The sequence below is a fragment of the Pseudonocardia sp. SID8383 genome, assembly GCF_009864975.1.
Lineage (GTDB): Bacteria > Actinomycetota > Actinomycetes > Mycobacteriales > Pseudonocardiaceae > Pseudonocardia > Pseudonocardia alni.
The window spans coordinates 1-4,739 of sequence record NZ_WWFY01000352.1; the positions used below are offsets into that span (position 1 = coordinate 1).

At 74.2% G+C, this 4,739-nt stretch carries 5 protein-coding genes; all 5 read right to left on the reverse strand.

Annotated features, from left to right (window positions below; all coding sequences use genetic code 11):
* Positions 1-793: DUF4142 domain-containing protein (locus GTW08_RS08595; RefSeq protein ID WP_161151737.1), on the reverse strand; the 793-nt coding region annotated here is incomplete at its 3' end.
* Between the two features lie 105 nt (positions 794-898).
* Positions 899-1,762: an exodeoxyribonuclease III gene (locus tag GTW08_RS08600; protein WP_073578342.1), complete on the reverse strand. Its 864-nt coding sequence runs from the start codon at positions 1,760-1,762 to the stop codon at positions 899-901.
* A 9-nt stretch (positions 1,763-1,771) separates the two neighbouring features.
* Positions 1,772-2,713, reverse strand: coding sequence for a transketolase family protein (locus tag GTW08_RS08605; RefSeq protein WP_083659140.1), 942 nt, complete (start codon positions 2,711-2,713; stop codon positions 1,772-1,774).
* Positions 2,710-3,402, reverse strand: a complete 693-nt coding sequence (locus tag GTW08_RS08610; RefSeq protein ID WP_073578341.1) for a transketolase — start codon at positions 3,400-3,402, stop codon at positions 2,710-2,712. Before GTW08_RS08610 ends, GTW08_RS08605 begins: the two co-directional genes overlap by 4 nt.
* Positions 3,403-3,448: 46 nt before the next feature.
* Positions 3,449-4,447, reverse strand: a complete 999-nt coding sequence (locus tag GTW08_RS08615; protein ID WP_202416755.1) for a potassium channel family protein — start codon at positions 4,445-4,447, stop codon at positions 3,449-3,451.
* Positions 4,448-4,739 lie beyond the last annotated feature (292 nt).

Consider the following 4,739-nt stretch of genomic DNA (forward strand, 5'->3'; position numbering starts at 1 on the left):
CGTCGACGGCGGGCGCGCCGGAGCCGCCCCGGCCCGCGGCGTCACCGGAACCGGAGGCCGAGCCGTTGCCGTTGCCGTTGCCGTTGCCGGTGCCCGCACCGGGCGCGGTCCCGTCGCCGGGCCCGGCGGCGTTCCCGTCGGCGCCGTTCCCGTCGGTGCCGTTCCCGTCGGTGCCGTTCCCGGGGTTGTCCGAGCCGGAGCCCGGGGTCGTGGCCCCGGCCTCGGCCGCGGCCTGGTCCAGCTTGGTCTTCAGCTCACCCAGGTTCGTGAGCTGCGCGCGGGCCTGATCGAGCTGCTCCGGCGGCAGGCCGGGGACGTTCAGCAGCTGCTGGGCCTGGTCGCTGAGCTGTCCGACCTGCTCCTGCGCGGCCTGCAGCCAGCCCTGGTCGAACTGCTCACCGGTGCGGGCCTTGAGGTCGTCGACCTGGGACTGGATCTCCGGGGAGACCTGGTCGGGCAGCGAGACGCCGATCGACGACGCCAGCCCCCGCAGCTTGTCGTTGATCTGCTGGCCCTCGCCCTGCACCTGCGGCGCGAGCTCCTTGACCTTGTCCCCGACGCCCTGCTCCAGGCCGATGCCGCCGAGCGCGGCGAGGCCGAGCGCCTTCTGGTGCGCGTCGCCGAACGCCTGGCGCGGGTCGCCGACGCCCGGGACCTGCGGGAGGTTGTCGGGCAGGTTCGGCACCTGCGGCGTCTCGCCACCGCAGGCGGTCAGCCCCACGAGTGCGGCCGCGGCGACGGCGGCACCGACGGTGCGGCTGATCCGGCGCGGGTGGTTCGTGGTCGTCGTCATGCGAGTCATCCCCCGGAGGTAGCGGTGTACGCCTGATGGGCTATCGGCTTACTCCGGATGTTGCAACTCGAACCACACGACAGGTCCCACGCGGGCGGCGAGTGGTTATCGCCGACGGCTGAGCGGTGCCGGGGCCGAGGGCGGCGGGACGACCGGGCCGACGTCGCCGTCGGGGGCCTCGTCGAGGTCCAGGACGACCGGGGCGTGGTCGCTGGGGAGCTTCCCCTTGCGCGCCTTGCGGTCCACCCACACCGCCGCGCGACGGTCGGCCGGGCCCGACCCGGCCAGCACCAGGTCGATCCGCATCCCCTGGTCCTGGTGGAACCGGCCGGCCCGGTAGTCCCAGTAGCTGAACACGCGCTCGTCGGGCCAGCGCTCGCGCAGGACGTCGCGCAGCCCGGTCCCGAGCAGCGCGGCGAGCGCGGCCCGCTCGTCGGGGGTGACGTGGGTGGCGCCGTCAAACAGGGAACGGTCCCAGACGTCGTCGTCGGTGGGGGCGATGTTCACGTCCCCGGCCACCACGGTCGACGCGGGGTCGCCCGTCGCGACCAGCTCGCGCAGTGCACCGAGCCAGCGCAGCTTGTAGGCGTAGTGCGGGTCCTCCGGGCTGCGGCCGTTCGGCACGTACACCGAGGTGACCCGCAGCCCGCCGCAGGTGGCGGTGACGGAGCGCGCGTCCGGGACCTCCAGCCCGCCCTCGGTGAAGACGGGCTCGTCGGGCAGGCCGCGCACGACGTCGTCCAGACCCACCCGCGACAGCAGGGCGACGCCGTTCCACCGGCCCTGGCCGTGGTGCGCGCTCGCGTAGCCGCGCTCGGCCAGTGCCTCGTCGAAGGCCGCGGCGAAGTCGTCGTCGGAGAGCTTGGTCTCCTGGAGGCAGACGACGTCGGGTTCCCGCTCGTCGAGCCACGGCAGCAGCCGCGGCAGCCGGGACTTCGCGGAGTTCACGTTCCAGGTGGCCAGACGCACGCCCCGACCCTACGAGAGGAAGCGCGTCACCGACCGGCGGATGCCCGCGACGTCCAGGCCGTGCGCGGCGTCGTGGTCCTCCGGGCTGCCGTAGCGACGCAGCTCGGCGGCGCCGACCCCGAGCCCGAGGACCCGGTGCCGCAGGTCGGCGAGCGCGTCGGAGACGTGCCGCACCGAGGTCCCGGCGAGGTAGGGCTCCACGAGCACGACATCCGGCTCGGACAGCGTGGCGCGCAGGCCGGCCGCGTCGAACGGGCGGACGGTCCCGGCGTACAGGACGGTCACGTCCAGGTCGGCGACGGCGGCGAGCGTCCGGTCCGCCAGGGGCCCCACCGCGACGACCGTCCCCCGGCGCCCCCGCCGCAGCACCGTCATCGACGGGCCCGCCCCGTAGGGCCGCGCGTTGGACGCGCCCGAGAGCCGGACGTAGACCCGGTCGTCGCCGGGCAGGGCGGCCCGCAGCTGCGCCTCCGCCTCGTCGGCGTGCCCGGGCACGTGGACGGTCCAACCGTCGAGGGTGTCGAGCAGCGGCACGTCGCGCGGGCCGAAGTGGGTCTCCCCCGCGCCCGCCATGTCGTAGGACCCGCCGGCCGACACCAGCAGCGCCCCGACGCCCTGGTGCCCGAGGTCGAGCTTGAGCTGCTCGTAGGGCCGTTCGACGAGGAACGGCGCGAAGGTGTGCACGACCGGGCGCATCCCGGTCAGCGCGAGCCCACCGGCGGTGGAGACGAGCAGCTGCTCGCGGATGCCGACGTTGATCACGCGGTCGGCGAGGTCGGGCGGGACGTCGACGTAGCCGGCCCCGATGTCGGCCAGGAGCGCGACGGCCCGCGTGTCGGACGCGATCAGCTCCGGCAGCAGCGCATAAAAGCGTTCCCGCAGGTCGGGCGGGGTCACGGGGCCGGAGGGAGTGGGCTGCTGCGTATCGGTGAGCAGAGCAAAGCCGGTCATCGGGGGCTCCCCTTCGGTTCGACGTGCGCGACGACGGCGAGCGGCCGGTCGGTGTGGTCGGTGCGGAACGCGCGCTCCAGTGCGTCGTGGTCGCGGCCGTCGGCGTCGACGGCGACCCAGCCCTCCGCGGTGAAGCGGCCGGCGATCCCGCCGGGCCAGCCGTGCGAGGCCGAGCTGTTGTCGACGACGACGGCGCTCAGTCCGGACAGCCCGGCGCGGCCCGCGTACTGGATCGCCTCGAAGTTGGAGCCCTCGTCGAGCTCGGCGTCGCCGACGAGGACGACGGTGCGCGCGTCGCGGCCCTGCAGCAGCAGCCCCGACGCGGTGCCGACGGCCAGTCCGAGCCCGTGGCCGAGCGAGCCGGAGGAGATCTCCACCCCGGGCACGAGCGTGCGGTCGGGGTGGTGCCCGAGGGTCGAGTCGTACCCGGCGAACCGGTCGAGCAGGTGGTCGTCGAGGAACCCGCGGGCGACGAGGACGGCGTAGAGCGCCATCGGGCCGTGCCCCTTGGAGACCAGGAAGCGGTCGCGGTCGGGGTCGTCGGGGTGCTGCGGGTCGACGCGCAGGACGCGGTCGTAGAGGACCCACAGGACGTCGAGGGTGGAGGTCGCGGCGGGTTCGTGCTTCTCGTCGCCGGTCATCCGGGTCATCAGCCCGGCGAGGTCGGCGTAGCCGGTCGGTGATCGCATGCGACCACTCTGTGACCTGAAGCCGACTTCAGGTCAAGGGGCCGAGCTACTCCTCGTCCGGCGGGGTCGCCTTGCGGACGTAGAGCAGCTGGTCACCCCGCTCCAGCGCGTCGACGGCGGCCGAGTCGACCCGGTGGAGCTGCTCGCCACGCACCACGCCGAGCACGATGTCGGGCAGGTGCCGCGGGGAGCCGCCGACCTCGGTCGGCTCGACCTGGCGCTGGGAGATCGCGAAGCCGGCGTCCGGGGTGAGCAGGTCCTCCACCACCTCGACGACGGCGGGCGAGCGGGTCGCGACGCCCAGCAGCCGCCCGGCCGTCTCGTCGGACACGATCACCGAGCTGGCGCCGGACTGGCGGAGCAGGTGGACGTTCTCCGCCTCGCGCACCGCGGCGACGATCGAGATCGACTTGGACAGCTCGCGGGCGGTCAGGGTGACCAGCACCGCGGTGTCGTCGCGGTCCAGGGCGACGACCAGCGTCGTCGCCAGCTGCACCCCGGCGATGCGGAGCACCGCGGAGCGGGTCGCGTTGCCGGACACGGTGACCAGGCCCAGCCCGGAGGCCACGTCCAGCCGCGCCCGGTCGGTGTCGACGACGACGATCTTCCCGGGGTCCACGTCGTCGCCGAGCAGCGTCTCCACCGCCGCGCGCCCCTTGGTGCCGTAGCCGACGACGACGATGTGCTCGCGCACGCGCGACCTCCAGCGCTGGATCCGGAACGACTGCCGCGAGCGCTCGGTGAGCAGCTCGACGGTCGTACCGACGAGGACGATCAGGAACAGCACCCGCAACGGGGTGATCACCGCGATGTTGATGGAGCGGGCCATCGGGCTGACCGGCACGATGTCGCCGTAGCCGGTCGTCGACAGCGACACCGTCGCGTAGTAGAGGGCGTCGAGCAGCGAGATCTCGCCCGTACCGTTGTTGTCGAGGTAGCCGTCGCGCCCGAAGAAGACGATCAACGTCGTCGCGCCGAGCGCGAACACCGCGATCGCCAGGCGGGTCACCAGCGAGCGCACCGGGCCCGACCGCGGGTCCGGCATCCGCAGCGCACCCTCGACCTGGGGATCGAGTTCGCTGAGCCGGGTGGAGCCGATCACGTGCGAAGGCTAGCGCCCAGGTCGCGCCGCACCGACCGCCCGGGCCCTATCCTCACTCAGGTGTCGGCCGAGGGGGACCACGAACGTGTGACGCCTGCTGCGCGCACGTCGCTGCGGCCGCGGCTGAGCGCGCGCCGGTTCCGCGGCGGTGCCGCACCCGGACCGGACCCGACCGAGGCCCTCGAGACGGGCGTCGCCGTGGCCGCGGGCCTGCGCGAGCCCGCCGGGTCCGCCG

Bases quoted from the DNA above. Each gene is read 5' to 3' on its own strand.
- GTW08_RS08605 (WP_083659140.1), bottom strand. From the start codon at position 2,713: ATGACCGGCTTTGCTCTGCTCACCGATACGCAGCAGCCCACTCCCTCC.
- GTW08_RS08610 (WP_073578341.1), bottom strand. From the start codon at position 3,402: ATGCGATCACCGACCGGCTACGCCGACCTCGCCGGGCTGATGACCCGG.
- GTW08_RS08615 (WP_202416755.1), bottom strand. From the start codon at position 4,447: ATGCCGGACCCGCGGTCGGGCCCGGTGCGCTCGCTGGTGACCCGCCTG.